Here is a 26,747-nt window from a genome sequence, read left to right as displayed (position 1 = left end):
CCCCGCCCCGGTCAGACGGCGAACCCGCCGTCCACCGCGATCGAAGCGCCCGTGATGTACCGGCCGCCGTCCCCCGCGAGGTGCGCGACGGTCGCCGCGATGTCCGACGGCTGCCCGTAGGCCCCCAGCGAGGTCAACTGGGCCTGCATCGGGGCGCTCTCGCCGTCGGCCGGGTTCATGTCGGTGTCGATCGGGCCCGGGTGGACGAGGTTGGCCGTGATGCCGCGCGGGCCCAGTTCCCTGGCGAGGGTCTTGGTCAGGCCGGTGAGCGCGGCCTTGCTCGTCGCGTACAGCGTGCCGCCGGGAAAGGCGACGCGCTCGGCCATGCAGCTGCCGATGCTGATGACGCGCCCGCCGTCGGTCATGTGCCGCGCGGCGGCCTGCGCGGCCAGGAACGGCGCGCGGACGTTGACGGCGAGGACGCGGTCGACGTCCTCCTCGGCGATCTCCTCGATCGGCCCGAGGACGCCCTGTCCCGCGTTGTTGACGAGGATGTCCAGGCGCCCGAAGTACTCCACGGTGCCGTCCACGGACGCCCGTACGGCAGCGGCGTCCGCGCCGTCCGCCCGCACCGCCCGGGCGCGGCGTCCCAGCGCCTTGATCCGGGCCACCACCTCGTCGGCGCGGGCCTCCTCACCGCGGTAGGTGATCGCCACGTCGGCCCCCTCCGCGGCGAGCCGCACCGCGACGGCCTCCCCGATCCCCCGGCTGCCCCCGGTCACCAGCGCCACCTTGCCGTCGAGCTGTGCGGTAGTCATGTCCGCCCCTTCACGTTCCGTGCACCTGTTGCGCTATATACCGAGTTGTTGTGATGTGTCGCCCTCGGCGACATGACTCGATACTCGTACGCGGCGGACGGCGCCGCTGGCGGAATCCGGACGGCGAGTCAGGGCGTACGGCCGCGGCCCCTTTCCCGCGCCCGCGCCCGCGGCCGAGCGCTCACCAGCCGTACACCCGCTCCGCGTTCCCGCCGAAGATGGCTGCCCGTTCGTGCGGGGACAGAGCGGCGGTGGCCGTTTCGGCCAGGGTGATGACGTCGTCGTAGGTGGCGGCCAGGGTGCAGACCGGCCAGTCGGAGCCGAACAGCACCCGGTGCGGGCCGAAGGTGTCCAGGACATGCCGGGCGTACGGCAGGAGGTCGGCGGGCCGCCAGTGTGTCCAGTCAGCCTCGGTGACCAGACCCGAGAGCTTGCACGCGGTGTTCGGCAGCCGGGCGAGGGCGGCCAGGTCGTCGGCCCACGGCTGCCAGGCTCCGGTACCGGCCGCGGGTTTCGCGGCGTGGTCGAGGACGCAGCGCAGGCCGGGGAGCGCGCGGGCGGCGGCGGTCGCGGCGGGGAGCTGGTGCGGGGTGACCAGCAGCTCGTAGACGAGCCCGGCGTCCGCGACGGCTGCCAGTCCGCGCCGTACGGCGGGCCGGGCCAGCCAGTCGGGGTCGGGCTCGTCCTGCACCTGGTGGCGGAGGCCGACCAGTTCCGCCGGCATCGCCGCCAGGTGGTCCGGCAGCCCTGGGTCGGTGAGGTCGGCCCAGCCGACGACGCCCCGTACGACGGGTGAGCGGGCGGCGAGGGCGAGGAGGGCGGCGGTCTCGGCGCGGGAGGCCGAGGACTGGACCAGGACGGTGCCGTCGATGCGGTGGGCGGCGAGGTGCGGGGTCAGGTCGTCGAGGGTGTACGTACGGCGGATCGGGTCGGCCCAGGCGCCGTCCATCCAGGGCTGCGGGTGCCGGGCCGGGTCCCACAGGTGGTGGTGGGCGTCGATGCGGCCGGTCACGGGCGGGCGTACGGGCCGGTCGGTGCGGTCGGTCACGGGTGGGCTCCCGGGGCGGCGGTGGGCAGCGGCAGGTCGGTGCCGAGCAGTCCGCGGCCGGTGAGCGCGGTCCACAGGGCATCCGGTATGTCGTACGCGAACAGCTCGGCGTTCTCCCGGGCTTCCTCCGGTGTCGCGGCGCCGACCAGGGCCCCGGCCACGGCGGGGTGCCCGAAGGGGAAGCGCAGGGCGGCGGCCTTGAGCGGCACGCCGAACTCCGCGCACACCGACGCGAGCCGCCGCGCCCGCTCCACCAGCGCGTCCGGTGCCGGTACGTAGTCGTACGGAGCGCCGGGCGACGGGTCGGCGAGCAGCCCGGAGTTGTAGACGCCGCCGACGACCACCGACGTGCCGCGGCGCGCGCAGACCGGCAGCAGGTCGTCGAAGGCGGTGCGGTCGAGCAGGGTCCAGCGCCCGGCGCACAGCACCACGTCCACGTCGAGGCCGGCGACGTACCCGGCCAGGGCGCCGCTGTGGTTCATGCCGAAGCCGATGGCGCCCACCACGCCCTCCGCGCGCAGTTCGGCGAGGGCGGGGAACCCGGTTTCGTACACCTCGGCCTCGTGCCCTTCGACGTCGTGCAGATAGACGATGTCGACGGCGGGGACACCGAGCCGTTCCAGGGAGGCGTCGAGGGTGCGGCGGATGCCGTCACGGGTGAGGTCCCGGACGCGGGCGCGCGCCGGGGTGGCGGTGTAGCCCTGCCCGTCCACCGCCTCGCCCGGCGCGAGGGGCCGCAGCCGCCGGCCGACCTTGGTCGACAGGACGCAGGAGGCGCGGTCGCGGCCCGCCAGCGCGCGGCCGAGCCGCTCCTCGGACAGGCCGAGGCCGTAGTGCGGCGCGGTGTCGAAGTGGCGGACGCCGGTGTCGAGGGCGGCGCGCACGGTCTGCCGGGCGCGTTCCTCGGTGACGGGCCGGTAGAGGTTGCCGAGCGGCGCGCAGCCCAGGCCGAGGGGCGGCACGGTCACGCCCGTACGGCCCAGCCGCCGCCGTCCGCGCGGTACGTACGGCATCGCGGCCTCCTCAGTCCTGGTTCCCGCCGCCGGTGAACCGGGAGATGACCAGCGCGACGATGATGATGAGGCCGTTGAGGGACTGGGTCCACAGCGGCGGCACCCCGCCCAGCGTCATGACGTTGATGACGAGCTGGAGGGTCAGGACGCCGGTGAGCGCGCCGAAGAGGGTGCCGCGGCCGCCCTTGAGGCTGATGCCGCCGATGACGGCGGCGGCGAAGACCTGGAAGATCCAGCCGTTGCCCTGGCTCGCGGAGACGGCGCCGTAGTGGCCGGTGTAGAGGATGCCCGCCAGGGCGGCGAGCAGGCCGCCGGTGGCCAGGACGGCCCAGGTGATCCGGTCGGCCCGGATACCGGCCGAGCGCGCGGCCTCCGGGTTGCCGCCGATCGCGTACAGCGCGCGCCCGTGCCGCAGGTAGCCGAGGGCGGCGCCGCCGAGCGCGAACAGCGCCGGGCAGACCCAGACGGCGGCCGGGACGCCCAGCCAGACGGCCCGGCCCAGGTAGGCGAAGGACTCCGGGACGTCGCCGATCGACCGGCCCCCGGAGATGCCGAGGTGCAGGCCGCGCAGCATGGTCAGCATGCCGAGGGTGGCGATGAAGCCGTTGACGCGCAGCTTGAGCATGAGGAACCCGTTGGCCGCGCCGACCGCGGCGCCCACGGCCAGGCACAGCGGCACGGCGGTCCACGGGGGCAGGAGTTCCAGGCCCGCGAAGCGCCCGCCGTGCGCGGGCGTCACCAGCCAGAGGGCGACCACCGGCGCCAGGCCGATGGTCGACTCCAGCGACAGGTCCATCCGCCCGCTGATCAGGATGAGCGCCTCGCCGAGCACCAGCAGGCCGAGTTCGGTGGACTGCTGGACGACGCCGACCAGGTTGTCCCGGGTGAGGAAGGCGGGCGAGACGATGAAGCCGGTGACGCCGAGGACGAGGATCACCGGGACGAGGGAGATGTCCCGCCGGCGGGCGAGGGCGGCGGGGCGCGGGCGGCGGCCGGCGGTGGCGTCCGCCAGGCCGGGGACCTGCTGCCGTGCGGTGTCGGTCATGGCCTGGCGTCTCCTTCCGTACGGGCCGGGGCGTCCGGACGCGGCGCGCCGCCCGGGGGCTCCCCCGCGCCCACCCCTTCCATCGCCGCCACCAGTTCCCGCTCCTGCCACCCCCGCCCGAACCGGGCCACCACGTGCCCGCGGAACACCGCCAGCACCCGGTCGCAGACCCGCAGGTCGGCCGGTTCGTCGGAGACGATCAGTACGCCGCTGCCCGCCGCTGCCACCGCCTGTACGACGCCGAGCAGCGCGTCCCTGGACTTGACGTCCACCCCGTTGGTGGGCCGGACCGCGACCAGCACGGCGGGCTCGCGGGCCAGCGCCCGTGCGACGACGACCTTCTGCTGGTTGCCGCCGGACAGCCCGGACACCGGCTGGGCGGGCCCGGTCGTCCGGATGTCCAGGCCGGCGATCATGCGCCGGGCGAACTCCCGTGTGCGGGACGGCAGCACGGTGCCCAGCGGGCCGAGCCGGTCGGTGACGGTGAGCGTCGCGTTCTCGGCGACGCTGCGGCCGGGGACCAGCCCGTCGTGGTGCCGGTCCTCCGGGACGTACCCGATGCCCGCCTCGATGGCGTGCCGCACGCTGCCGGTCCGTACGGGCCGCCCGCGCACCTCGATCCGTCCGCTGTCCGGCGCCCGTACCCCGGCCAGCGTCTCGCCGATGGCGGTGGTGCCGCCGGACGCCGCCCCGGCCAGGCCCACCACCTCGCCCGCCCGCACGGTCAGGTCCAGGGGCGCGAACGCCCCGCGCACGGCCAGCCCTTCGGTGCGCAGCACCGTCCGGCCCGCCGGCCGCCGGGGGGCGCGTACCGGTCCGGCCGGGGCCGGCCGCTCCCCCGTCATCGCCGCCACCAGGTCGTGTTCGGGCAGCCCGGCGACGGGGGCGGTGAGCACCGGGCGGGCGTCGCGCAGGACGGTGACGGTGTCGCACAGGTCGTAGACCTCGTGCAGGTGGTGCGAGATGAACAGGAAAGCGGCGCCCGCCGCGCGCAGGGCACGCAGCTTGGCGAACAGTCGGGCGGAGCCGCCCGCGTCGAGCCGGGCGGTGGGCTCGTCGAGGATGATCAGGCGGGCGCCGCAGGACAGCGCGCGGGCGATCTCGACGAACTGCCGCTGCTCCACGCCGAGGTCCTTCATGCGGGCCGCGGGGTCGGCCTCGACGCCGTACTCGGCCAGCAGCGCGGCGGTCCGCGCGCGCAGGGCCCGCCACCGGATGACGCGTCCGGCCGGGAACCGGTTGAGGTGGAGGTTCTCGGCGACGGTCAGCTCCGGGACGGTCATCGGCCGCTGGTGGACGCAGGCGGCCTTGCGCCGCCAGCCGGCGGTGTCGCCCGGGCGGGGCGCCGGGACGCCGTCGAAGGCGATCTGTCCGGCGTCCGGCCGGGTCAGGCCGGTGAGCACGGAGACCAGGGTGGACTTGCCGGCGCCGTTGCGGCCGACGAGGGCGTGTGCCTCGCCGCGCCGTACGGTCAGTCCGGCGCCGTCCAGGGCGAGGGTCGGACCGTAGCGTTTGACGATGCCCTCGGCGTGTACGGCGGGCGGGGCGTCCACCGGGCCCGCCGCTGCCTCCGTCGCGTTCCGCACGTCCGCCACCGCCCTACTCCTCCGCCGTCCGGTTGGCCCACAGCTTCGGGTCGTCCACGTCGGCCCGCGTCACGAGGGGGGCCGGGAGCTGGTCCTCCAGGCCGTTCGGGATCTTCACGATCTTCGAGCCGTGGCCGGTGGGGCCGGGCCGGAACGTTCTGCCCGCCAGGCCCGCGCGGGCGTAGTACAGCGCGTACTTCGCGTACAGGTCGGCCGGCTGGGAGAGCGTCGCGTCGATCGTCCCGGCGCGGATCGCGGCCAGCTCGTCCGGGATGCCGTCGTTGGAGACGATCGTGATGTGCCCGGCGGTACCGGCCGGCTTGAGCCGGCCCCGCTGTTCGAGGAGGGCCAGGGTGGGCCGCAGGAAGGCGCCGCCGGCCTGCAGATAGATGCCGTCGGTGTCCGGGTGCTGGGCCAGCAGGCTCTGCAGTTTGGCGGAGGCGACCTCGCCCTTCCAGTCGGTGGGCAGCTCGTGCACGGTGATCCGGGGGTACTTGCGCTGCATGCAGGCGGCGAACGCCTCGGAGCGGTCCCGGCCGTTGACCGAGCTGAGGTCGCCCTGCAGTTCGGCGACCCGGCCCCGGCCGCCCAGTTTCCGGCCGAGGTAGTCGCAGGACTTCTGCCCGTAGGCGCGGTTGTCGGCCCGTACGACCATGTAGACCGCGCCCTCGTCCGGCCGGGTGTCGACGCTGACCACGGGGATCTTCTTCGCCGCGAGGCGGTGCAGTTCGGCGGTGATGGCGCCGGTGTCCTGCGGGGCGATCACGACGGCGTCGGCGCCCTGGCCGGTCAGTGCCTGGACGTTGGAGACGACCTTGGCGATGTCGTTCTGCGAGTTGGACAGCGGCAGCGCCCTAGTACGACTCGCGGCCAGCTCCTTCTCCAGGTACTGCTGGTAGGAGCTCCAGAAGTCGGTGTCCGCGCGCGGCAGGTCGATGCCGATCCTGCCCCGGGCGTCGCTGCCGCGGTTGCAGCCGGTGAGCGCGACGGCGAGCAGTACGGCACAGGCCGCCGCGCCGGTCGTACGCAGTCCCATGGTCCCGTCCTTGGTCGAGGTGTACGGCGCCCCGCCCGTTCCCGTACGGCTCAGGGGGCGGGGCGCAGCCGCAGTCCCTGCATCCCGCCGTCGACCGCGAGGGAGGTGCCGGTGATGCCGGAGGCCGCCGGGGACGCCAGGTGGACCATGGCGGCGGCCACTTCGTCCGCGGTGACCATCCGGCCGGTCGGCTGCCGGGCGTCGAGAGCGGCGCGTTCGGCCGCCGGGTCGGGCGCCTGTGCCAGCAGCCTCCCGATCCACGGGGTGTCGGCCGTACCGGGATTGACGCAGTTGACGCGGATGCCCTCGCGGACGTGGTCGGCGGCCATGGCGAGGGTGAGAGAGAGGACGGCTCCCTTGGCGGCGCTGTAGAGAGCGCGCTGCGGCAGTCCGGCGGTGGCGGCGATGGAGCAGGTGTGGGTGATCGAGGGCCGGCCGGGGTGGGCGGCGGCGGAGCGCCGCAGGTGCGGCAGGGCGGCGCGCGCGGTACGCACCAGGCCCAGCACGTCGACGTCGAGGACGTGCCGCCATTCCTCGTCGGTGTTGTCCTCGACCGTGCCGACGGCGCCGATGCCCGCGTTGCCGACGAGGGTGTCCAGTCCGCCCAGCGCGCCCACGGCCGCCGCGACCGCCGCCCGTACGGCGTCGTCGTCGGTCACGTCGGCGGTGACGGGCAAGGTGCCGGGTGGTGCGCCCGCGGGGTCACGGTCCAGTACGGCGACGCGGGCGCCGCGGCTCAGCAGCAGGGCGGCGGTGGCGGCGCCGATGCCGGAGGCGCCGCCGGTGACGAGCGCCGCCATGCCCGCGAAGTCGCGTCCTGCGGAAGGCTCCGGGGTTCCGGGGGCGGCGCTCATTGCGCGGCGTCCTGCCGGGCCCGCCACACCGGCCCGTCGGGGAAGCGGTAAGCGGCGACCGACGCGGTCTTCATCCGGGCGGAGAAGCCCGGTGCGGCGGGCGCCCGGTAGCGGCCGTCCGTGACGACGGCCGGGTCGGTGAAGTGCTCGTGCAGGTTGTCGACGTACTCGATCACCCGGTCCTCCCAACTGCCGGACACCGCCACGTAGTCGAACATCGCCAGGTGCTGCACCAGCTCGCACAGCCCGACGCCGCCCGCGTGCGGGCACACCGGCACGCCGTACTTGGCGGCGAGCAGCAGGACCGCCAGGTTCTCGTTCACCCCCGCCACCCGGGCCGCGTCGATCTGTACGAAGTCCACCGCCCCGGCCTGCAGCAGTTGCTTGAACACGACGCGGTTGGCGGCGTGTTCGCCGGTGGCGACCTTGACCGGCTGGCGGGAGCGCACGGCGGCGTGCCCGAGGATGTCGTCGGGGCTGGTCGGCTCCTCGATCCAGTACGGGCCGTACGGCGCGAGCGCGGTCATCCAGCGCACCGCGTCGGCCACGTCCCAGCGCTGGTTCGCGTCGACGGCGACGCGCACCTCGGGCCCGACGGCGGCGCGCACCAGCCGCAGCCGCCGCACGTCGTCTTCGAGGTCCGCGCCCACCTTGAGCTTGATCTGCCCGAACCCGTCGGCCACCGCCCGCTCGGCCAGCCGTACGAGGGTGGCGTCGTCGTATCCGAGCCAGCCGGGCGAGGTGGTGTACGCCGGGTACCCCTCGGCCCGCAGCCGGGCCGCGCGCCCGGCGCGGCCCGGCTCCGCGGCACGCAGGATCGCCAGCGCCTCGTCGGGGGTCAGCGCGTCGGTGAGATAGCGGAAGTCGACGAGGGAGACCAGGTCCTCGGGGGACATCGCGGCCAGGAACGCCCAGACCGGCAGGCCCGCGCGGGTGGCCGCCAGGTCCCAGGCGGCGTTCACCAGTGCCCCGGCCGCCATGTGCGTCACGCCCTTCTCCGGGCCGAGCCAGCGCAGCTGCCCGTCGTGGGTCAGGTCGCGGTGCAGGGCGGCCAGGTCGGCGGCGGTGGCGGGGGCCGGGCGGCCGGTCACGTACGGGGCGAGGGCGCGGACCGCGGCGGCGATGACGTCGTTGCCGCGGCCGAGGGTGAAGCACAGGCCGTGGCCCCGGCCGCCGTCGGCGGTGCGCAGGACGACGTAGGCGGCGGAGTAGTCGGGGTCCGGGTGCATGGCGTCCGAGCCGGTGCGCTGCCGGGAGGTGGGGAAGCGGACGTCGTGGACCTCGACCTCCGTGACGGGTGCGGTGACGGCCATGCGTACGCCTCCAGGCAGGGATGCGGACGGACATCGGACCTTTCCCGGTCCTTCGATGTATAGCGCCGCTTCCGTGCCACCGTCCAGAGGGCGCGGCGACGTCGCGGACCGGTGTCCGAACCCGGTCGCGGGGCCGGGTCCGGACGGTCACGCGCGGCGGAAAGGGGCCGCGCCGGACGGAATCCGAACACGTCGGATGTATGCACACTCGTTCGTGCACAGGGGCTGCGTGGAGGTACCACGGACGCCGTAGGCTGGGGGCGCACGCAATGGAACTGCTGCCGGTGGCCGCCCCGAGGAGGCGGCGCCGGTCGGAAGGAGGCGCTGGGTGATCGAGCTCGACGGAGTTCCCGAGCTGATCGACCCGGTCATGGTGGCCGCGTTCGAGGGCTGGAACGACGCCGGCGACGCCGCCTCCGCCGCGGTCGCGCATCTGGACCGGGAGTGGAAGGGCGAGGTGTTCGCCGCGCTGGACGCGGAGGACTACTACGACTTCCAGGTCAACCGTCCGACGGTCTGGCTGGACGGCGGCGTCCGCAAGGTCACGTGGCCCACGACGCGGCTCTCCGTCGTCCGGATCGCCGACGCGAACGGCAAGGGCAAACCACGCGACCTGGTGCTGGTGCGCGGCATCGAGCCCAGTATGCGCTGGCGCTCGTTCTGCAACGAGATCCTGGGCTTCGCGCACGAGTTGGGCGTGGAGATGCTGGTGGTGCTGGGCGCCCTGCTCGGCGACACCCCGCACACCCGGCCGGTGCCGGTCAGCGGCGTCACCTCCGACCCGGATCTGGCACGCACGATGGACCTGGAGGAGACCCGTTACGAGGGACCGACCGGCATCGTCGGCATCCTCCAGGAGGCGTGCACCCACGCGGGCGTCCCGGCGGTCAGCCTGTGGGCGGCGGTGCCGCACTACGTCTCCCAGCCGCCGAACCCGAAGGCGACCCTCGCGCTCCTGAACCGCCTGGAGGACCTGCTCGACCTGCGCATCCCGCTGGGCGAGCTGAGCGAGGACGCGCGCGCCTGGCAGCTGGGCGTGGACCAGCTGGCGGCGGAGGACAGCGAGGTCGCCGAGTACGTCCAGTCGCTGGAGGAGGCGCGGGACACCGCCGAGCTGCCGGAGGCGTCGGGCGAGGCCATCGCCCGGGAGTTCGAGCGCTACCTCCGGCGCCGCGACCCGCAGGCCGGCCCCGGCCTGGCGACCGAGGGCGGCGTCGCCGACGGCCGCGACGGCTCGTACCTGCGCGACACGACGAGCGGGCGCACCCGCCCGCCGAAGCCGGCGCACAAGGAACCGAAGGACTCCAAGGAGTCCAAGGAGCCCGGTGCCGCCAAGGACTCCGGTGGCTCCGGCCGCACCGAGGACTCCGGCGGCGCCGGGGAAGCCGGTGGCGGCCGGGAATCCGCCGCGCCGGGCCGGGAGCCGCGTGACTCCGGCGCGCCCGAGGACCCCCGCGCCAAGGACGACTCCTGCGCGCCCGGTGGCTCCGCGGACGCCAAGGGCCCGCAGGACGCCTCCCCGGACGACTCCGAGGAATGACCCCCGAGGGGGCGGCCTCAGGGTCGCCCCCTAAGGCAGGGCGGGGGCGGGCTCCTCCTCGTCGGCGATCCCCCGGGCGTCCGGGTCCGGAAAGCTGCTCTTCGTCAGCGTACGAACGAGCCCCGGCTCGCCCCTTGCCTGGAGTCCCCTTGCACACACGCATACGTACCGCCGCCCTGGCCACGGCCCTGTCCGCCGCACTCGTCACGGGAATCGCCGCGGTACCGGCCGCCGCGGCGCCCGCGCCGGGCAACGCGTCCGGCGCGCACGCGGCGGCGTACGCGCAGCAGACCGGCCCGAACGCCGAGGCGCTCAGACAGGCGATCCGCGGGCTGCCGGACCGGGACACGACCGCGGCGCTGGTGCGCGTGGGCGGGCAGGGCAGTTGGCACGGCAGCGCCGGTGTCCGCGATCTGCCGAGCGGGCGCGGGCCCCTGGAGAACGCCCGGTTCCGCGCGGGCTCCACCACCAAGGTCGTCACCTCGGCGATCGTGCTCCGGCTCGCCGCCGAAAAGAAGATCGACCTGGACGGCACGGTCCAGGAGTATCTGCCCGGCCTGCTGACGGACGCCTTCGAGCCCATCACCGTACGGCAGTTGCTCACCTTCACCAGCGGACTGCAGCCGGGGGCGTCCCTCGGTCCGAAGGAGGCCGAGGGGTACGAGAACCGCTTCAAGACGCTCACCCCGCGGGCCGTCGTCGCGGAGTCCGTCGCCAAGGGCCCCTACCGCGGTCCCGGTGAGGGGCCGGGCAGGAAGCAGCGCTACGCCAACATCGACTACACCGTCCTCGGCATGCTGATCGAGAAGGTCACCGGCGACACCTACGAACACCAGGCGTGGACCCGCGTCCTGCGGCCCGCCGGAATGTGGCACACCTCGTTTCCCGGCGGACCCGACCCGCGTATCCACGGCCCGCACCACCGCGGCTACCAGCGGCTGGCGAACGGCAAGGTCGTGGACGCGACCGAATGGAACATGTCGGACCGGTGGGCGGTGGGCGACATGATCTCCACCACCGCCGACCTGGAGAAGCTCCTCTTCGCGCTGTTCAGGGGCGAACTCGTGCCCCAGCCGCTGCTGGAGAAGGAGATGTTCACGCTGCCGGACGTCAAGGGCGCCCAGCTGAGCGCGGGGCTCCAGCGCTATGAGGCGGGCGACGGGCGGGTCGCCTGGGGCAAGAGCGGAGGCCGCCCCGGCTACAGCACGTTCCTCGGTGCCACCCGGGACCTCTCCAGGACGCTGGTGTACTCCGTCAACGCGGTCGACGACAAGGGCGAAGCGATGAACCCGGTCGCCACGCGCATCGTGCGGGCCGCGTTCGCCGTGCCGGACAGCCGCTGAGACGGGAGGGGGAGCCGACGGCCCGGTCCCGGGCGTGAACCGGGGGCGGCGGGCTCTTGATCGGGGGGCTGGTGACCGTGGGCGCGGCGATGGCGGCCGGTTCGGACGTGGTGCACCTGTGGTGGGTGGTCCCCGCCATGGCCGCCGCGTTCCTGGCGGGACGCCGGACGGACGGCAGGCGTTCGGCGGTGCTCGTTCCGGTCGCGCTGGCCACGACCGGCATGGTGGCGTCGTCCGCCGTGTCCGGTCAGCTCCTGCCGGGGAGCCGGTCCGTGGCCGTGGTGGTCGCCGTCACGATGCTCGCCTGGTTCGCGGGCCGGTTCCGGCGACGCTGCCGACAGCTCGCCCGGGAGGGCTGGGAGCGGGCCGAGCAACTGGTGCGCGAGCAGCAGTCGGTGGCCGAGCGGGCGCGGCTGCGTGAGCGGGCCCGTATCGCCCAGGACATGCACGACGTGATCGGCCACGACCTCAGCCTGATCGCGCTGTCCGCCGGCACGCTGAAACTCGCGCCCGGCCTCGACGACCACCACCGCCGGGCCGCGGGAGACATCAGGTCCCGGGCGGCTGCCGCGGTGGAGCGTCTCGGGGAGGTGATCGGTGTCCTGCGTACGGAGGCCGACGACGCGCCGGACCGGCCGCCGGGGTCGGGTCTCGCGAGTCTGGCGGCCGAGGCGTCCGCGTCCGGGCTGCTGGTGGAACTGCACATCGACGGCGACGCGGACGCCCTGTCCACGGCGGTCGAACGGGTCGCCCACCGCGTCGTGCAGGAAGCGCTGACCAACATCGCCAAGCACGCGCCCGGTGCCGAAGCGACCGTCCGGGTGACGCACACGCCCACGGAGACTCGGGTGGTGGTGGTCAACGGCCCGCCGCCCCGCACGGTCGCCGTCCGCCCGCCGGGCGGGGGACGCGGCCTCGCCGGCCTCGGCGAACGTGTGCGGTCCGCCGGCGGCTCCTTCCATCACGGCCCGTACGCCGGCGGTTTCGCGGTCGCCGCACGGATTCCGCGCGATCCGCCGTCGCCTCCCCCCGGCACGCCGGACGGCGGGCTGCTGTCGGAACACCGCCGGGCGCGGCGGCGGGTCCGCCGGTCCCTGGCCGCCATGGTCGTGCTGCCCGTGCTGGCCGGCGCCCTGCTGGGCGGGGCGCGCGCGGCGTGGGAGGTGCTGTCGGTGTCGCGGTCGGTCCTGGAGCCCGGCGACCGCGCCCGCCTGTACGTGGGTCAGGCCCGCTCCGAGGCGGAACGTTTCCTGCCCGACCGTCAGACCGGCCACCGGCCGCCGGTTCCGGAACCGAAAGGACAGGACACGACGTGCGAGTACTACGCGATGACCGCCGCCTTCTTCGGCACGCGCCGCGAGGACGCCTACCGGCTCTGTTTCCGGGACGGCACGCTGGTGTCCCTGGACGCCCTGACCTCATGAGCCCGCGATGATCCGGGTGCTGGTCGCCGACGACGACGCGATGATCCGCGCGGGCGTGCGCGCCGTTCTCGCCACGGCCCCGGACATCGACGTCGTCGCCGAGGCCGCGGACGGGCGCCGGGCCGTGGAACTGGTCAGGCGCCACCGCCCCGCGGTGGCCGTACTCGACATCCGTATGCCCGGGACCGACGGCATCGAGGCGGCGGCCGAGATCCGCGCCACCGCGCCGGCCACCGGCGTCGTCATGCTGACGACGTTCGGCGAGGACGACTACATCCTCCAGGCGCTCGGCGGCGGCGCGGCCGGCTTCCTGATCAAGTCGGGCGAGCCGGAGGAACTGATCGCGGGGGTGCGTGCGGTGGCCGGAGGCGCCGCGTATCTGTCGCCGAAGATCGCGGCCCGGGTCGTCGCACACCTCGCGGCGACCGGCACGGGCGCCCTGGCGGGCCGGCGGACCGCCGCCCGTGACCGGGTGCGCGCCCTGACCGCCCGGGAACGGGAGGTGCTGGCCTTCCTCGGCGGCGGGCTGTCCAACGGGCAGATCGCCCAGCGGCTGCGGGTGGTGGAGGGGACGGTCAAGGCCCATGTGAGTTCCATCCTGGCGCGGCTGGGCGTGGACAACCGGGCCGCCGCCGCGGTCGTGGCCCACGAGGCCGGGATCGTGCCTCCTGCGCCCGGCCCGCCGTGAGGTCATCCCGGCAGGGACAGCGCCGTGTAGGTGGTCGTCGGCGTCGGCGGCACCGTACGGCGGGAGTTGGGCACGCACAGCTGCGTACGCGCCCAGTCCACCGCCGGTTTGCCCGGAAAGTCGAGATCCGGGTCGGTGAGACGGCCGACGGTGGTGCTGCCGGTGGCCGGGTCGAGGCGCAGCACGTCCACGGCGTTCTGCCGCGGCCGGACGACGTAGAGGCGGCCGCCCAGGGTGCGCAGCCCGTCGCCGCCGCACAGCGACGGCCCGTGGTGCGCGATCCTGACGGCGTCACCGGTCTTCGGATCGACCCGGTACAGCGCCCCGGCGGCGGCGTTGAGGACGATCAGGCTGCCGTCGTCCGCATAGGTGATGCCGGTGGCCGTGGGGCCGTCGCCCTGCACCCACTCCCCCGTAAGCGGCAGAGTGACGATGCCGCCGGGCGCGGGCGGGAGGGAACCGAAGGGCCCGTACGGCAGCAGGTACAGCTGCGGGCGACCGGCGTCGGTGACGTAGTGCCCGGCGCCGAATCCGATCAGGTCGCCCGCGTAGGTCCCCTCGCCGCCGAGGGGGTAGACGCCGCGGACCGCTCCGCTGCCGCCCTCGACCACGCGCAGTTCGCGGCTCGCGCCGCCCGCGATGAACAGGGACGTCTGCCAGTTGACCTGGAGAGCGACCGCCGGGCCGCCGGTGCCCTGGTGGACGGGGGTGCCCTCGCCGGTGGCGGGGTCGATCCGGTGGACCGAGCCGTCACGGAGCGAGCCGAAGTAGAGCAGGCCGAACCGGCCGTCGCCGACGCACCCCGGCCGGAAGCCGTCGGGGAGCCGGAAGACGGCGCGGCCGGGCCCGGCGGCCGTACGGGGCCGGGCCGCGGCGGGCACGGCGGACGCCAGGGCCGCGCCGGCCCCCAGCGCGGCGCCGGCGGCGAGCAGCCCGCGGCGGGACAGGGCGCGCGCCATCGGTGTACGTCCTTCCGCTGTGCCGGTGCCGGTCATACGCGGGCCACGGCGACCGCGGTGTACGTCGTGGTGGGCAGCGGCGGGTTCACATCGAAGCGGGCGTTGGGCAGGTAGACGCGGTCGCCGCAGGCGGCGGCGGTGGTCGGCACCTGGAAGCGCGGGTCGGTGATGCGGGCGACGGCCCGGCCGCGCGTGCCGCTGCGGTTCAGGCGCAGGACGTCCACGGCGTTCTGCGCCTGCTGCACGACGTACAGGTCCCGTTCCAGGAGCAGCAGTCCGTCCCCGTTCACGAGCGGAGGGCCGGTGTGCGGCACCCTGCGGGCGTCCCCGGTGCGCGGATCGATCCGGAAGAGCGCGCCCGCGAAGGAGTTGACGACCAGCAGCGCCGTGCGGTCCGGGGTGTACTCGATGCCGTTCGCCGTGAAGTCCGGGCCCTGGACCCACTCCCCCGTCAGCGGCAGGGTGCGGACGCCGTCCGGGCCGGGCAGTTCGCCGTGCCGTCCGAGGGGCAGCACGTAGAGCTGGGGCCGGAAGGAGTCGGTGAAGCAGGCGGCGCCCCGGGTGAGGAGGACGTCGTTGACGAAGTTCTGCCCGTCGCCGGCGGCGTAGGTGGCCAGGACCGCGCCGCTGCGGGTGTCGATGACGCGGAGCGTGCCCGGACCGCCCGCGACGAACAGCCGCCCCCGGGCGTCGGTCTTCAGGCCGATGGACCGCCGGCCCGTACCGAGGCTGCCGGTGATCAGCCTGCCCCGGCCGGTGGCCAGCTCGGCACGGTAGACGGAGCCGTCGGCCAGGGACCCGAAGTAGGCGTACGGGCCGGGGCCGATGGCGATGCCCTCGGGCTGGAACCCGTCGGGCAGCGGGAGCGTCGTGGGCCATCCGCCGGCCGCGTGGGCCCGCGGCGTCCGGGGGCCGGACGGGGCGAGTACGGCCGCGGCGCCCAGAGCCGTACCGGTGGCGAGCAGTCTTCGGCGGGACAGGGAACGTGGCATGGCGCGCGTCCTTCCTGCGGGACTCCTGTGCCACTCAGCGCAGCACATCCCCGCGCCCGCCGTCCGCCGCAACCGCGCGTCTTCACAAGCGAACCGGGGCGCTCCCTCGCGAGAGGGAACGCCCCGGAGGGACGAGGAGCGACGGACCGATTCTTCGCGACGGCCCGTCAGGTGATCACAGGGCGACGCCGAGCAGCGCGTCCACGGCGCGCGAGACGAGGCCGGGCGCGCCCTCGTCGCTGCCGCCGTCCGCCTGCTGCGCGGCGGCCCAGCGGTCGACCGCGGCGAGCGCGGCCGGCGAGTCCAGGTCGTCCGCCAGCGCCGTACGGATCTCCGCCAGCAGCGCGTCGGCCGACGGGCCGTCCGGGCGGGAGACCGCGGCACGCCAGCGCGCCAGCCGCTCCACGGCCTCTTCCAGGACCGCGTCCGTCCACTCCCAGTCGGAGCGGTAGTGGTGCGCCAGCAGGGCCAGGCGGATGGCCGCCGGGTCCGTGCCGTCGCGCCGCACCTTGGAGACGAAGACGAGATTGCCCTTGGACTTGGACATCTTCTCGCCGTTCAGGCCGACCATGCCGGCGTGGACGTAGGCCTGGGCGAAGGGGTGCTCGCCGGTCAGCGCCTGGGCGTGCGAGGCGCCCATCTCGTGGTGCGGGAAGGCGAGGTCGGAGCCGCCGCCCTGCACGTCGAAGCCCATGCCGAGGTACTGCAGGGCGATGGCCACGCACTCGATGTGCCAGCCCGGCCGGCCGCGGCCGAGCGAGCCGCCGTCCCAGCTGGGGTCACCGTCGCGGGCGGCCATCCACAGCATCGGGTCGAGCGGGTTCTTCTTGCCGGGGCGCTCCGGGTCGCCGCCGCGCTCGGCGGACAGCACCCGCATCGCCTCGGCGTCGAGCCGGGAGACCTCGCCGAAGTGCCGGTCGGCCTCGACGGAGAAGTAGACGTCGCCTTCGAGCTCGTAGGCGGCGCCGCTGTCGCGCAGCCGCTCGACCATGGGGACGATCCACGGTATGGCCTCGACGGCGCCGACGTACTCGCGCGGCGGGAGCATCCGCAGGGCCGTCATGTCCTCACGGAAGAGGGCGGTCTCGCGTTCGGCGAGCGCGCTCCAGTCGTCGCCGGTGGCCAGGGCCCGCTCCAGGAGGGGGTCGTCGACGTCGGTGACGTTCTGCACATAGTGCACCTGGCGCTTCGTGTCGAGCCACACGCGCTGGACCAGGTCGAACGCGTTGTAGGTCGCCGCGTGCCCCATGTGGGTGGCGTCGTACGGCGTGATGCCGCAGACGTAGATACGGGCGACGGGACCGGGGGCGAGGGTCACCCGTCCGCCGGTCGCGGTGTCGTGGATCCTCAGGTCGCTGCCCTGACCGGGCAGGGCGGGAACCTCAGAAGCGGGCCATCCATGCATGTCTTGAGCGTAACCGGATGCACGTTCCGCATACGAACCGGTCCTCGGATCTTGGCCGATAAGACACTCTTGTGCCGAGGGGCGGTCTGTGCTGCACAGGGTGCCGCCGGGCCCGCGAGCGGCGCCGCGGCCCCCCGGGACGGGTCCCGGCGCTGCCCGCGGGCCCGCCGGGCGCCCCCGCCGGTCAGACCGGCGGCCAGGGAATCGGCGGCCAGTCGCCGCCCGGCCGCGGGTGCACCCCGGTGCGCAGCAGGTCCGCCACACGGGCGCGCAGCGCCGCCAGCTCGGCGGCGGTGATCAGTGCGGCCAGCCGGGCGGCGAGCGGGGTGCCGTCCGCCAGCGCCGTGTCGAGCCGCCCCAGCACCGCGCGGGCCTCCTCGGTCAGCGGCTCGCCCGCCCAGCCCCACAGGAGCGTGCGCAGCTTGTCCTCGGCGTTGAAGGTCACACCGTGGTCGATGGCGTAGAGCCGCCCTCCGTCCGCGGGCAGCAGGTGGCCGCCCTTGCGGTCGCCGTTGTTGATGACGGCGTCCAGGACCGCGAGGCGCCGCAGCCGCTCGTCGTCGGCGTGTACCAGAAGTGCCGTGCGACCTTCACCGATCTCGGCGAAACCCACCGGTTTCCAGCCGGGTCCCGGCTCGTCCTCCTCGACCAGCGCCAGCAGCTCCCCGCCTTCGGGCGCCACCTCGATCCACTCCTGGACCATGCCCTGCCCGTACGGGCCGTCGCGCAGCACGGTGGTCGGCACCAGGTCCCAGCCGGTGGCCCGGGACAGCTCGTACGCGGCGACCTCGCGCTGGGCGAGGGTGCCGTCGGGGAAGTCCCACAGGGGGCGCTCCCCGGCGACGGGCTTGTAGACGCAGGTGCCGGTGGCGCCCTCGTGGCTGATCGTGCAGTACAGGACGGCGTTGGACGCCTCGCGCACCTGTCCGCGTACGGTCAGTTCGCCGTGCGTCAGCGCGTCGGCGGACAGCCGCCCGGGAGGCCCGTCGGTCCGGCCGTCCACCCGGGCATCGGCCCGGCCCGGTATGTCGCCGTTCGACCGGCCGTCGGAGCCCCCCTCCGGGCCCTCACCCGTACGGCCGGCCGGTCCGCCGCCGTCGGCCGCCACGGTCTCCTCCCCCGGCATCACGCGTCCCGCCGGTACCCGTTCTGACGCGGGCATACGTGTCCTTCCGGGTCGAGCGGCAGACTGCACAGCGGGCACGGCGGGCGCCCCGCGTTGACGACTTCCAGGGCCCGCTTGGCGAAGGAGCGGGCCATCGAGCCGGTGAGGCGCACGCGCAGCATCGGCGGGCCGTTCTCGTCGTCCTGGAGCAGCCGCTCCGCGGCCTCGGCGAGGTCCTCATCCGTGTCGGCCTCCAGCTCGACCAGCGCCTGAGCCTCGATGATCATGCGCTGCTCGTCGCCGTCCCAGGCCAGCGCCATCGTGCCGACCCGGAACTCCTCCTCCACCGGCGACTCCAAAGGCGCGGTGTCGCTCACCTCGGCGGGGGCGACGGCGGGCACCGGCGCGTTGCCGCCGCTGCGGCGCACCACCTCGTCCAGCAGCTCGTCGATCCGTTCGGCGAGCGCGGCGACCTGGGTCTTCTCCAGGGCCACACTGGTGGTCCGGCCGGAAGCCGTCGCCTGGAGGAAGAAGCTACGGCGGCCAGGCAGCCCGACCGTACCGGCCACGAAGCGGTCCGGCGCGTCGTAGAAGAACACCTGACGGGACAACGTCCAGCTCCGTTTGCTCGACTGCGGGGTCACTGTGGTCGCTGCGGTTCCTGGGGGTGTGGCTTCCGGTTGCGGAACGCAGGAGGTGGGGCAGGCAGCGCCGTCGCACCACCCTACTGCGCCCGCTGATCACGATCCGCCCGCGCCGCCCCCGACGGCCGCGTCCCGGTCGTCCGCCGCCGAGGAGCCGTCCTCGCGCGGCGCCAGGCCGCCGAAGTGGCCGGTGTCGCCGAGGCGTACGACGTACGGCCGCAGCCGGGTGTAGCGGATCGCGGTCAGCGAACAGGGCTCGACCGAGATCCGCTGGAAGAGGTCGAAGTGCAGACCGAGGGCGTCGGCGACGAGCGACTTGATGATGTCGCCGTGCGAGCACATCGCGTAGACGGCCTCGGGGCCGTGCGCGTCCTCGATACGGGCGTTCCAGTCGCGCACCGCGTCCACGGCACGGGCCTGCATGGCGCGCATCGACTCCCCGCCGGGAAAGGCCGCGGCGGACGGGTGCTGCTGGACGACCTCCATCAGCGGTTCGTCGTTCAGCTCGGCCAGCTTGCGGCCCGACCAGTCACCGTAGTCGCACTCGGTGATGCGGTCCTCGGTGTGCAGCGACAGGCCGGGACGGGCGTCGAGGAGGGGGCGCAGGGTCTCCAGACAGCGCTGGAGCGGACTGCTCACGGCGGCGGCCAGCGGCAGGTCCGCGAGGCGGCCGGGGAGCGCGGCGGCCTGGGCGGCGCCGCGCTCGTCCAGGGCCACTCCGGGCGTCCGCCCGGCGAGCAGGCCGGACGTGTTTGCGGTGGAGCGGCCGTGCCGCACCAGGATCAGCGTGGGCATGGCAGCCAGCCTACGTTCCCGGCGTAGCGGCACCGGACGCAGGCCCGGCGTCGCGCACCCCGGTGACCCGGGCTCCTGGCACGACCCGGCACGGCGAGTGACAATTTCCGGTGTGATCATCGACTGCGCCATCTATCAGGACGGCCGCCGCAGCGAGGGGCCGACGGACTTCTCCGATGCCCTCGACGCGGCGCGCGCCGAGGGTCACTCCTTCCTGTGGCTCGGGCTGCACGAGCCCACCAGTGAGGAGTTCGACCACGTCAGCAGGGAGTTCGGGCTGCACCCGCTCGCCGTGGAGGACGCGCTCAAGGCGCACCAGCGGCCGAAGCTGGAGGTGTACGACGACTCCCTGTTCGTGGTGCTCAAACCGATCGCCTACGACGACGCCTCGGGCACCGTCTCCGCCGGCGAACTCATGATCTTCCTCGGGGACTCCTTCGTCGTCACCGTCCGGCACGGCACGACCAGCTCGCTCGCCGCCGTACGCCGGCGTCTGGAGCACGAACCGGACGTACTGCGGCACGGCCCGACCGCGGTGCTGTACGCGGTCGGTGACGCGGTCGTCGACCACTACATCGAGGTGGCCGCGGAACTCCAGGTGGACCTGGAGGAGTTGGAGGCGGAGGTGTTCGCCCCGTCCCGCTCGGACAGCAACAACACGGCGGCCGCCATCTACGCGTTCAAGCGCGAGGTGCTGGAGTTCCGGCGGGCCGCCAACCCGCTGGTGGAGCCGATGCTGCGCCTGCAGAACCCCGGGGTGCCCTTCGTGCACGACGAGGCCCGCCCGTTCTTCCGGGACGTCGGCGACCACCTGACCCGCGCCAACGAGTCCGTCGAGGGTCTGGACCGGCTGCTGTCGGACATCCTCAGCGCCCATCTGGCGCAGATGGGCGTGCGCCAGAACGACGACATGCGCAAGATCTCCGCCTGGGCGGCCCTGGCGGCCGTACCGACACTGATCGCGGGCGTCTACGGCATGAACTTCGAGCACATGCCCGAGCTGAAGTGGGACTGGGGCTACTACGGCATCCTGCTCCTGATGGTGACCATCGAGCTGCTGCTGTACCGCACGTTCAAGCGCCGCGGCTGGCTGTGAGCGCCGGCACGCATCGGGCCGTGTGCGCGGGCGCACGGCGGGCTTCGGGCGCCGGTGTGCGCCGGCCGTGGGCGCCGGCCGTGGGCGCCGGCGCGCAACCGGCTCGGGCTCAGACGAATTCCGCCGCCGAGGCGGCCGGGCCGCCCAGTGCGTCGCGCCGCTCCGGGAGGCGCAGCGTGACCATCCGGCGCCGGCCGGCGAGCCGCTCGTAGACGTACACCGCGTGGATGCCGGCGGCCAGCACGGCGGACTTCGGGCGCGACCAGCCCAGGATGCGGCCCATATGGGCCATCACGGCCAGACTGACGTCCCGGTAGACCTCGATCTCGACGCGCGCCGAGGCGCGCAGCGTGCGCCGGATCGCGGGGCCGTGGCCCTGCTCCACCAGTCGCAGCAGTTCCTCGTGGCAGTAGGCGAGGTGGTTCTCCTCGTCCCGGGCGATCATCAGGACCGCCCTGCCGATCTCCGGGTGGTCGCCGAAGTGCTTCTTCAGCAGGTCCATCTGCTCGGCGGCGCGCTGCTCGGTGACCCGGCTGTGCGCGAGGTAGGTGACGATGTCCTGCTCGGTGAGCGGCTCGTCGCGGCGCAGCTTGTCGTGCGCCAGGCCGATGCCCCGGCGCTCCAGGAGGACGGTGTAGTCGGCGGCCTCGGGGACCGGGGCCGGGTCCAGGCCGCGCTTGCGCAGCAGGGCGTTGAACAGCCGGCCGTGCTTGTCCTCGTCGGCGCCGTGCCGGGCGACCTTGGGGGCCAGCGCGCGCAGCGACTCGGGGACCAGGGCGGCGATCCGGCCGTTCTCCCAGCCGCCCTGCGCCTCGCCGCTGGCCGCGATGGAGCAGAAGAGCCGGTACGACTCGTCGTGGGCGAGGATCTCCTGGAACAGGCTTCTGGCCGAGAGCACCGGGGCACCTCCGATACGCCGCATCCGCAAAAGAAAAGTAAAGGGCGGACGGGAAAGGCGGCAACCACGGAGTCGGCCATCTCGTCCGTTCGGGGGATGGACGGGACGGCCGGACGACGGACCGGCGGCGGGACGGGGCGCCGTGGCGTAACCACGCGGGCCGTCCCGGCGTTGTGCCGGGTGACGGCCGTGGCGGGGAAGACCCCCGAGCCCCCACCACGGCCGCAGGCCTGTCCGGGCCCGTTCCGCGCCCCGGGCCCTACGCCAGTCCCGCGCGCTCCAGGGCCTCGGTGCCCGCCCGCAGCGAGGCGACCCGCTCCTCCAGGGTGAAGCCCGCGGGTGCCAGCGTCAGCGTGGTCACGCCGGCCGCCGCGTACGCCTGCATCCGGTCCGCGATGCGCTCCACGGAGCCCAGCAGCGTGGTCTGGTCGATCAGCTTGTGCGGGATCGCGGCCGCCGCGCCCTCCTTGTCGCCGGAGAGGTACTTGTCCTGGATCTCGGCGGCCTCCTTCTCGTACCCCATGCGCTGTGCGAGCTGGTTGTAGAAGTTCTGCTTGCGGCTGCCCATGCCGCCCACGTACAGCGCCGTGTACGGGCGGAAGGTGTCGGCGAGCGCGCTGACGTCCTTGTCGTCGCCGACGGCCAGCGGCAGCGTCGGGCAGACGTCGAAGCCCTCCAGCGGCTTGCCCGCCTTCTCGCGCCCGGCCCGGATGTGCGCGATCGCCGTCTCCTCCAGGTGGTCGGCGGACGGGAAGATCAGCAGCGCGCCGTCGGCGATCTCACCGGTCTGGGTGAGGTTCTTGGGGCCGATCGCGGCGATGTAGAGCGGGATGTGCTCGCGCTGCGGGTGCACGGTCAGCTTCAGCGGCTTGCCGGGGCCGCCGGGCAGCGGCAGCGTCCAGTGCTGCCCCTCGTAGGACAGCCGCTCGCGCGTCATCGCCTTGCGGACGATCTCCACGTACTCCCGGGTGCGGGCCAGCGGCTTGTCGAACTTCACGCCGTACCAGCCCTCGGAGACCTGCGGCCCGGAGACGCCCAGCCCCAGCCGGAAACGGCCGCCGGACAGCGAGTCGAGGGTGGCGGCGGTCATCGCGGTCATCGCGGGCGTACGGGCCGGGATCTGGAAGATCGCCGAGCCCACGTCGATGCGCTCGGTCTGGGCGGCGACCCAGGAGAGCACGGTGGGGGCGTCGGAGCCGTACGCCTCGGCCGCCCAGCACACCGAGTAGCCGAGCCGGTCGGCCTCCTGCGCGACGGCCAGATTGTCCGCGTCCATCCCGGCGCCCCAGTAGCCGAGGTTGATCCCGAGCCTCATAGCGCTCCCCTTACTGATCAGTAACGTCGGTGTTCCGGGGACTCTAGCGCGGGGTGGCGCCGGGCGTCACCGGCCGGTTGTCCACAGGCCGCCCACGCGCCGGGCAGGCCGGTTGTCCACAGGTCCACTGAACTTCGCGACGGGCCAGTAATCTCAAGGCCCATGGAGCAAAGGCACCTCGGCCGTACGGGCCTGCGTGTGTCCCGGCTCGGCCTCGGCACCCTGACCTGGGCCCGGGACACCGACGAGCACGACGCCGCCGAGCAGCTCAAGGCGTTCTGGGAGGCCGGCGGCACCCTCGTGGACACGGCGGACGTGTACGCGGACGGCGGCGCCGAGTATCTGCTCGGCCGGCTCTGCGAGTCACTGGTGGCGCGCCGGGACCTGGTGATCGCGACGAAGGCGGGCAGCGTCCTGGCCGCGGACCGCCGCGTCGACGGCTCCCGCCGCCACCTGCTGGACGCGCTGGACGCCTCGCTGGAACGTCTCGGCACGGACTACGTGGACCTCTGGCAGCTGCACGCCTTCGACCCGCACACCCCGCTCGAAGAGACCCTCCAGGCCCTCGACATCGCCGTCGCCACCGGCCGCGCCCGCTATGTCGGCGTCTCGAACTTCTCCGGCTGGCAGCTGGCCAAGGCAGCGACCTGGCAGCTGTCCGCCCCGACCATACGGACCCGCCTGGCCGGGACCCAGATGGAGTACTCCCTCCTCCAGCGCGGCATCGAGCGCGAGCTGCTGCCCGCGGCGCGTGACCTGGGCGTGGGCCTGCTGCCCTCGTCGCCGCTGGGCCGCGGGGTGCTCACCGGCAAGTACCGGCACACCACCCCGGCCGACTCCCGCGGCGCCTCGGAACAGCTCGCGCCGTTCGTCGCGCCGTATCTGGACGACACGGCGGGCCGGATCGTCGAGGCGGTCAGCACGGCCGCCGACGGGCTCGCCGTCACCGCGCTCCAGGTGGCCCTCGCGTGGGTGCGCGACCGTCCCGGAGTCACCGCCCCGGTCGTCGGCGCACGCACTGCGCAGCAGCTCAGAGCCGCGTTGTCAGTGGAGACCCTTAGTCTTCCTGACGAGATCTGCCGGGCCCTGGACGATGTCTCGGCCCCGGTGCACCACTACCCCGACCACGACTGGAGCACGCTGTGAGTACCGACCGCCTCTCCGACGAGGCCGCGCCCGAGCCCACCGCGCCCGGCCCGGAGACCGCCGAAGGGGAGGCCGCCGCGGCCGCTCCGGGGGCAGCCGGGACGGACGGTGACACGGACGCCGCTCCGCGGGCCGCGGCGGAGGCCGGAGGACCGGACGGGCCCGCGGCCGACGGCGGCGGACCGGTCGCTGCGGATGCGGGCGGAGCGCCGACGGCCGCCGCGAACGGGTCTGCCGGCGTCGGCGGTCCGGACGCGGGTGCAAGTGCGGGTGCGGACGGTGCCGGTGGGACGGGCGGCGGCGCGCCGACGGCTGCCGGGCGGGGCGGTGCGCCGACGGCCGCGGCGCTGGCTGCGGCGGTGCGGGCCGTGGAGAGCGGCGAGCGGTCGGCGGACTCGTTCTTCACCCAGCGTTCCCCCCGGTCGGGCGGCGCGGGTGCGGCGGCAGGCGCCCGTAAGGCCCCTGGCGGCGTACCGGCCCCGGCGTCGGGCGCCCAGGAGCGCGGCGGTCCGACGGGCGCCCAGCCGGAGGCCGCGGCCCGGCCCGATCAGGGCGGCGCCCCGGGCCACACCCGGCCGGCCCCGGGCGGTGACGGCGGCAGCCGTCCCGCTCCCGCGGAGCACACGGCGGCGCACCCGGCCACGACGGCGGACCTCGACCTGGCCCCCGGCCTCGACGGCGTCCGCCAGGTGCTGACGGCGGGCGGCGCCCCGGAGGCACTGGCCCCGAAGGCGGCCGAAACGCTCGGCGAGCGCGCGGCGGAGGCCCTGCGCGAGGACCCGTGGCAGCTGCTCTGCGTACCGGGCGTCCGCCCCGAGCAGGCCGACGGCTTCGCACGGGCACTGCTCGGCCCGGCGTGCGGGCCGGACGACGACCGGCGCGCGCAGGCCCTGGTCGGCTGGCTGCTGGAGCAGGCCGCCCTGGTGGGGCACTCCGCGCTGGAGGCGTCCGCGCTGCGCGCCGCGCTCGCCCAGCGCTCGGTCCCGGACCCGGACGAGGCCCTGCAGACGGCCATCGCCGAGGGGGCCGTGCTGGTCTTCCAGGACGCCGTCGAGACGCCCGGCGCGGCCCGCCCGGCCGCGGACGACGAGGACGCGGAGCAGCCGGTCCGGGTCCTGCTCGGGCTCGACCGGTTCGCCATGGCCGAGGAGAGCGTGGCGGACGGCCTCGCACGGCTGCTCAACACCTTCGAGGAGCCCACCGAAACGGACGACGACACCTCGGCGGCCGACGACGGCGGGACCGCGGACAGCGCGCCGGACAGCGGGACCGCGGAGGGCGGGCCGGGAGCGGACGGGCCGGGACAGGAAGCGACAGGCCAGGACTCAGCCGGGCAGGCCCCATCCGGCCAGGCCCCGCCCCACCAGGACGCGGCAAGCCCGGACACCCCCTCGGAGCCCGCCCCCGGCACGGAGACCGACGACCCGGCCGTCCTGACCGTCCGGCAGCCGTCCGCCGCCGCGTGGGAAGCCGCCGCGACGGCCGCCCCCTCCCCCTCCGCGGCGGAGCTGATCCGCGCCGCGGCCCGTGGCGGCCTGGTCGCGCACACCGGCGCCGAGGCCGCGCGCGCCGAGCCCGCCGCGCTGATCGCCGCGGCCCGCGCGCTCGGCCTGCGGGCCTGCGGCGCCACCCACACCGCGGACGGCCGTGACCGGCTGTCCCGGCATCTCGCCGAGGCCTCCGACGCGTACGCCCCCCTCGCCACGGCCCCGGCCCCCGGTGCCGCCGCCGAGGCCGCCGTCACCCTCTCCGGTCTGCTGGCCGGCCACGAAGGGCCCGGCCGGGACGCGGACGGCGCGCTCGCCCTCGACCTGCTCGTCGTCCTGGACGCCCCCCAACTCGATCTCGAAACCGCCGCGATGCTCGTCGAGTCGCTGACCGACGGCACCCGGCTGGTGCTCAGTGGCGACCCCGGCGTGCTGTGGTCGGCCGGCCCCGGCCGGCTCTTCGCCGACGTGCTCGCCGCCCGCTGCTGCCCCCAGGTCGCCTCCCGCACCCCGGACTTCGGGCCGGTCGGCGAGCTGGTCTCGGGCATCGGCATCGGCGAGCTGCACCAGGTCGAGGCGCCCGGCAAGGAGGTGGTGATCGTTCCGGCGCGCGATCCGGGCGAGGCGGTGCACCGCACCGTCCAGCTCGTCGCCGACTCGGTGCCCCGGGCGATCGGTGTGCCCGCCGGGCAGACACAGGTCGTCACCGTCGGCCACGGCGGCGCCGCGGGCACCCGCGCGCTGAACGCGGCTCTCAAGGAGCGGCTCAACCCCGGCCCCGGCCGGTTCGGCGGCTTCGACCCGGGCGACCGCGTCGCCTACTCCCCCACCCCCGGCCGTACGGTCGTCGGCACGGTCACCGGCGCCGACGCGGCCGGGCTGCACCTGGACTGCGCCGGTTCGCCCGTGGTCGTGGCGCGCGAGCGGGTGGGCGCGGACACCGTGCGCCACGGCTGGGCCGTCACCGCCCACCAGGCGGTCGGTTCGCGCTGGCCGGCCGTCGTGGCCGTCCTGCCGGGCGACGCCGCCAAGGGGCTCACCCGCGCCTGGGTCTACACCGCCTTCAGCCGCGGCGAGCGCCATCTGTCCGTCGTGCAGGGCGTGGACCAGGCGCTGCCCCGCGCGGTCGCCGAGATCCCGGCGAAGGAGCGCACCACCCGCCTGCGGACGCTGCTCCAGCTCCACACGGCCCAGGCCACGGCGGACGCCCCGGCCCGCTGACCACGGCCCGTACGGTGCCGGGGCGGCGCGTCGGTC

The 26,747-nt window shown here is 74.8% G+C and carries 23 protein-coding genes; 7 read left to right on the top strand and 16 right to left on the bottom strand.

Annotation, left to right across the window (positions count from 1 at the left end; genetic code table 11):
- Positions 1–11: 11 nt before the first annotated feature.
- The 8 genes from ACFV57_RS35480 to ACFV57_RS35445 form a co-directional block, all read right to left on the bottom strand.
- The gene (locus ACFV57_RS35480) at positions 12–758 is read right to left on the bottom strand and encodes an SDR family NAD(P)-dependent oxidoreductase (protein WP_385240884.1); all 747 of its coding nucleotides are present in this window, start codon (positions 756–758) and stop codon (positions 12–14) included.
- A 181-nt stretch (positions 759–939) separates the two neighbouring features.
- Positions 940–1,770 carry an amidohydrolase family protein gene (locus ACFV57_RS35475; protein ID WP_385240980.1) on the bottom strand — a complete coding sequence of 277 codons (831 nt, stop codon included), beginning with the start codon at positions 1,768–1,770 and terminating at the stop codon, positions 940–942.
- 32 nt (positions 1,771–1,802) lie between these two features.
- A complete protein-coding gene (locus tag ACFV57_RS35470) occupies positions 1,803–2,819 on the bottom strand; it encodes an aldo/keto reductase (protein ID WP_385240881.1) in 1,017 nt (338 codons plus the stop codon).
- Between the two features lie 10 nt (positions 2,820–2,829).
- On the bottom strand, positions 2,830–3,864 hold the full coding sequence (locus tag ACFV57_RS35465) for an ABC transporter permease (RefSeq protein WP_385240878.1): 1,035 nt from the start codon (positions 3,862–3,864) through the stop codon (positions 2,830–2,832).
- A complete protein-coding gene (locus ACFV57_RS35460) occupies positions 3,861–5,459 on the bottom strand; it encodes a sugar ABC transporter ATP-binding protein (protein WP_385240875.1) in 1,599 nt (532 codons plus the stop codon). Before ACFV57_RS35460 ends, ACFV57_RS35465 begins: the two co-directional genes overlap by 4 nt.
- A gap of 4 nt (positions 5,460–5,463) precedes the next feature.
- On the bottom strand, positions 5,464–6,486 hold the full coding sequence (locus ACFV57_RS35455) for a sugar ABC transporter substrate-binding protein (RefSeq protein ID WP_385240872.1): 1,023 nt from the start codon (positions 6,484–6,486) through the stop codon (positions 5,464–5,466).
- 50 nt (positions 6,487–6,536) lie between these two features.
- Positions 6,537–7,340, bottom strand: coding sequence for an SDR family NAD(P)-dependent oxidoreductase (locus tag ACFV57_RS35450; RefSeq protein ID WP_385240869.1), 804 nt, complete (start codon positions 7,338–7,340; stop codon positions 6,537–6,539).
- Entirely contained in the window at positions 7,337–8,653 is a 1,317-nt protein-coding gene (locus ACFV57_RS35445; RefSeq protein ID WP_385240866.1) for an enolase C-terminal domain-like protein, read from the bottom strand. Before ACFV57_RS35445 ends, ACFV57_RS35450 begins: the two co-directional genes overlap by 4 nt.
- A 328-nt stretch (positions 8,654–8,981) precedes the next feature.
- On the opposite strand from ACFV57_RS35445, the gene ACFV57_RS35440 reads away from it, so the two are divergent.
- The 4 genes from ACFV57_RS35440 to ACFV57_RS35425 all read left to right on the top strand — a co-directional run bounded on the left by ACFV57_RS35440 (position 8,982) and on the right by ACFV57_RS35425 (position 13,648).
- Positions 8,982–10,193: a PAC2 family protein gene (locus ACFV57_RS35440; RefSeq protein WP_385240863.1), complete on the top strand. Its 1,212-nt coding sequence runs from the start codon at positions 8,982–8,984 to the stop codon at positions 10,191–10,193.
- 149 nt (positions 10,194–10,342) lie between these two features.
- On the top strand, positions 10,343–11,536 hold the full coding sequence (locus ACFV57_RS35435; RefSeq protein WP_385240861.1) for a serine hydrolase domain-containing protein: 1,194 nt from the start codon (positions 10,343–10,345) through the stop codon (positions 11,534–11,536).
- 71 nt (positions 11,537–11,607) lie between these two features.
- A complete protein-coding gene (locus ACFV57_RS35430; protein WP_385240859.1) occupies positions 11,608–12,960 on the top strand; it encodes a sensor histidine kinase in 1,353 nt (450 codons plus the stop codon).
- A 7-nt stretch (positions 12,961–12,967) separates the two neighbouring features.
- Entirely contained in the window at positions 12,968–13,648 is a 681-nt protein-coding gene (locus ACFV57_RS35425; protein ID WP_385240856.1) for a response regulator, read from the top strand.
- 2 nt (positions 13,649–13,650) lie between these two features.
- On the opposite strand, the gene ACFV57_RS35420 is transcribed toward ACFV57_RS35425, so the two are convergent.
- The 6 genes from ACFV57_RS35420 to ACFV57_RS35395 all read right to left on the bottom strand — a co-directional run bounded on the left by ACFV57_RS35420 (position 13,651) and on the right by ACFV57_RS35395 (position 19,548).
- Positions 13,651–14,607 carry a superoxide dismutase gene (locus tag ACFV57_RS35420; RefSeq protein ID WP_385240853.1) on the bottom strand — a complete coding sequence of 319 codons (957 nt, stop codon included), beginning with the start codon at positions 14,605–14,607 and terminating at the stop codon, positions 13,651–13,653.
- Positions 14,608–14,639: 32 nt separating this feature from the next.
- Positions 14,640–15,599: an SMP-30/gluconolactonase/LRE family protein gene (locus tag ACFV57_RS35415; RefSeq protein WP_385240852.1), complete on the bottom strand. Its 960-nt coding sequence runs from the start codon at positions 15,597–15,599 to the stop codon at positions 14,640–14,642.
- A 175-nt stretch (positions 15,600–15,774) separates the two neighbouring features.
- Entirely contained in the window at positions 15,775–17,004 is a 1,230-nt protein-coding gene (gene mshC, locus ACFV57_RS35410; protein WP_385240849.1) for a cysteine--1-D-myo-inosityl 2-amino-2-deoxy-alpha-D-glucopyranoside ligase, read from the bottom strand.
- Positions 17,005–17,188: 184 nt separating this feature from the next.
- Positions 17,189–18,166, bottom strand: coding sequence for an SCO1664 family protein (locus ACFV57_RS35405; RefSeq protein ID WP_385240847.1), 978 nt, complete (start codon positions 18,164–18,166; stop codon positions 17,189–17,191).
- Complete coding sequence (locus ACFV57_RS35400) at positions 18,130–18,720, bottom strand: DUF3090 domain-containing protein (protein ID WP_385240845.1); 591 nt, start codon at positions 18,718–18,720, stop codon at positions 18,130–18,132. Before ACFV57_RS35400 ends, ACFV57_RS35405 begins: the two co-directional genes overlap by 37 nt.
- 129 nt (positions 18,721–18,849) lie before the next feature.
- Positions 18,850–19,548, bottom strand: coding sequence for a histidine phosphatase family protein (locus ACFV57_RS35395; RefSeq protein ID WP_385240842.1), 699 nt, complete (start codon positions 19,546–19,548; stop codon positions 18,850–18,852).
- Positions 19,549–19,660: 112 nt separating this feature from the next.
- Here ACFV57_RS35395 and corA point away from each other — a divergent pair, with 112 nt between their 5' ends.
- Positions 19,661–20,644 (top strand): magnesium/cobalt transporter CorA, encoded by a 984-nt coding sequence (corA, locus tag ACFV57_RS35390; protein ID WP_385240839.1) that lies wholly within the window; start codon positions 19,661–19,663, stop codon positions 20,642–20,644.
- Positions 20,645–20,753: 109 nt separating this feature from the next.
- On the opposite strand, the gene ACFV57_RS35385 is transcribed toward corA, so the two are convergent.
- Positions 20,754–21,542 (bottom strand): ferritin-like domain-containing protein, encoded by a 789-nt coding sequence (locus ACFV57_RS35385; RefSeq protein WP_385240837.1) that lies wholly within the window; start codon positions 21,540–21,542, stop codon positions 20,754–20,756.
- Positions 21,543–21,801: 259 nt separating this feature from the next.
- Positions 21,802–22,857 (bottom strand): LLM class F420-dependent oxidoreductase, encoded by a 1,056-nt coding sequence (locus ACFV57_RS35380; protein WP_385240834.1) that lies wholly within the window; start codon positions 22,855–22,857, stop codon positions 21,802–21,804.
- Between the two features lie 162 nt (positions 22,858–23,019).
- On the opposite strand from ACFV57_RS35380, the gene ACFV57_RS35375 reads away from it, so the two are divergent.
- Both ACFV57_RS35375 and ACFV57_RS35370 read left to right on the top strand, forming a co-directional pair.
- Positions 23,020–24,003 (top strand): aldo/keto reductase, encoded by a 984-nt coding sequence (locus tag ACFV57_RS35375; protein ID WP_385240831.1) that lies wholly within the window; start codon positions 23,020–23,022, stop codon positions 24,001–24,003.
- On the top strand, positions 24,000–26,711 hold the full coding sequence (locus tag ACFV57_RS35370; RefSeq protein WP_385240828.1) for a helix-hairpin-helix domain-containing protein: 2,712 nt from the start codon (positions 24,000–24,002) through the stop codon (positions 26,709–26,711). Before ACFV57_RS35375 ends, ACFV57_RS35370 begins: the two co-directional genes overlap by 4 nt.
- The last annotated feature ends 36 nt before the right edge of the window (positions 26,712–26,747 follow it).

Origin of the sequence: Streptomyces sp. NPDC059788, from assembly GCF_042732265.1 — a bacterium.
Classification (GTDB): domain Bacteria; phylum Actinomycetota; class Actinomycetes; order Streptomycetales; family Streptomycetaceae; genus Streptomyces.
Note: the sequence above shows the minus strand (reverse complement) of the source record. Positions and strands in the feature narration are given on the sequence as shown.